Origin of the sequence: Corallococcus llansteffanensis (assembly GCF_003612055.1) — a bacterium.
Classification (GTDB): Bacteria; Myxococcota; Myxococcia; order Myxococcales; family Myxococcaceae; genus Corallococcus; species Corallococcus llansteffanensis.
Genome location: NZ_RAWB01000908.1, coordinates 1 through 2308 on the forward strand (window position 1 = coordinate 1; position 2308 = coordinate 2308).

Annotated in this window: 3 protein-coding genes; all 3 read left to right on the forward strand. The window is 76.3% G+C overall.

Translation table 11 applies throughout. The features are described from left to right. Positions 1 to 336: chemotaxis protein CheW (locus D7V93_RS41950; RefSeq protein WP_208723329.1), on the forward strand; the 336-nt coding region annotated here is incomplete at its 5' end. A gap of 45 nt (positions 337 to 381) precedes the next feature. Further along, positions 382 to 774, forward strand: a complete 393-nt coding sequence (locus D7V93_RS41955; RefSeq protein WP_120648557.1) for a hypothetical protein — start codon at positions 382 to 384, stop codon at positions 772 to 774. A 94-nt stretch (positions 775 to 868) separates the two neighbouring features. Continuing rightward, on the forward strand, positions 869 to 2308 hold a 1440-nt coding region (locus D7V93_RS47575; RefSeq protein ID WP_120648558.1), incomplete at its 3' end, for a HEAT repeat domain-containing protein.

Sequence of the window (2308 nt, forward strand, 5' to 3'; positions counted from 1 at the left end):
TTCGTGGAGGGCGTGCTGCACCTGCGCGGCGCGATGCTGCCCGTGGTGGACCTGCGCCGGCGCCTGCTGGGGCAGCAGACGCCGGAGACGCGGCGCACGCGGCTGCTCGTGTGCAGGCTGGGCGCGCGGCGCGTGGTGGCGCGGGTGGACCGCGTCGCGGAGGTGCTGCGCGTGCGCAAGGGTGACATCAAGCCCGCGCCCGCGCTGATGGCCGCCGGCCGCACACCCTTCATCGTCGGCGTGTGCGGACCGCCGGAGCGGCTGCGGCTGCTGCTGGACCTGAAGGCGCTGCTGCGCGCGGAGCTGGAGCGGGAGTCGCGCGGGACGCCGGGGTGAGCAGGCGCTTTCGTCGCGGGGCCCGCCGATTAAGAGCAGGTCCTCATGCGAGACCTGAGCGGACATCGGACGGCGCTGGGCTTCCTCTACCTGGGCGTGCATGGGCTGGCGCTGGTGGGCGCCGCGGGGCTCGGCCTCGCCACGTGGCTGCTGTCCCGGCTCGCCACGGGGCGGCACGTCCGTCTGCCCGTGTGGGAGGGCCTGCCCGTCTACCTGCTGGCGGGCTTCACCCTCTTCGTCCTGTGGATGGCCATCTCGGGGCTCGCGGTGGGCGTCAGCCTCCTGCGCGGCGGACGGGTGTCCAAGGCGCTGGCGCTCGTGCTCTCCATCCTGATGCTGCCGAGCTTCCCCCTGGGCACGGTCCTGGGGGTCTACTCCCTGTGGTTCTTTACGCAGGAGGGGTGGGACTCGGAGCCCGGCATGCAAGCCGCGATGTGAGCGGGTCCCGGACGGCGCCGGGGGTCCACTCGCCCGGGTTCTTCGGGCAGGATGCGGGGGACTCGAAGGACGGGCCGCGACGGGAGTACGGCACATGAGTGACACGGTGCAGTCCCTCGCGGGGCAGGAGGAGGCCCGGTACCGGGCGTTGCAGGCGGTGGACCCGCGCGCGCCCGGAGCCCTGGAGACCTTCACCGCGGGGCTGCACGACGAGAGCTGGCGCGTGCGGCACGCGGCGGCGGAAGGGCTGCGGCGCCTGCCGGATCCGGAGGGCGTCACCGCGCGGCTCATCTCCGTGCTGGGCGAGCGGGGGGAGACGGGCGCGCGCAACGCGGCGGTCGAGGCGCTGGCCGGCATGGGCGAAGTGGCCCTGCGCCCGGTGGTGCACCTGCTGGAGCACGAGGATCCGGATCAGCGCAAGCTGGCGGTGGACATCCTGGGCCACCTGGGCCGCTCGGAGGTGGAGGACGTGCTGGTGCACGCGCTCTCCGACGTGGACCTCAACGTGCGCGTGTCCGCCGCGGAGGCCCTGGGCCGCATGGGGGGGGACGCCGCGGCGCGGGCCCTGGAGGGGCTGCTGGACGCGGAGACGGTCCTCCTGCGGCTCGCGGCGCTGGAGGGGCTCGCGGCGCTGCGCCGGGCGCCGCCCGTGGCCCGGGTGATGCCGCTGCTGGAGGAGCCGGGGTTGCAGCGCAGCGCGCTGCGGCTGCTGGGGTGGTGCTCGCCGGGCGCGTCCACCGTGCGCCTCTGCCGCGCCCTGGGCTCGCCGGTGCGTTCGGTGCGCGAGGCGGCCCTCGTCGCCCTGGGGACGCAGGCGGCGGCGCTGGGCCCCTACGAGCGCGGCGAGCTGGATGCCGTCGCGCGCGGAGTGCTGGGCCGCATCCCGGAGGTGAAGGAGCGGGTGGCGCAGGCGCTGGACGGGGAGGACGTGCAGGTGCGCGCCGGGGCGCTGGTGGCCGCCGGGGCGCTCGGGGAGGCCTCGCTGGCGCTGGCCGTGGCGGAGGTCGCGCGCGAGGACCGGCTCTTGCGCGAGGTGCTCTTCACGCTGGGTCAGCTGGGGCCGGAGGGCCGGCGCCTGCTCCTCGCGAACATGGGGGCGCTGTCGCTGCCCGCGCGCACGGTGGCGGCGGAGGCGTTGGTCCTGTTGGTGGACGCGACGTCGGTGCCGGAGCTGTGCGCGCTCCTGGAGTGGGCGGAGGACGACCTGCGCGCGGTGGTGGTGCGGGCGCTGGGGCGCACGCGATCTCCGGAGGCCCTGACGCCGCTGGTGGCCCTGCTCGCGGATCCATCCCTGTCGGGGACAGCGTCGCGGGCCCTGGAGCAGCTCATCACCGTCCATCCGCTGGCGGCGCTGGCGGCGCTCGAGGCCGCGGTGGAGCAGCGCACGACGCCCGCGGCGGTGGCCGTGCTGGGGCGGTGGGGCGGCTCGCAGGTGCTGCCCTTGCTGCGGCGGCTGGCGCGCGACGAGGAAGCGCCGTGGCGGGCGGCGGCGGTGGAGGCGGCGAGCCGGGTGGATGGCCGCACGGGCCTGGAG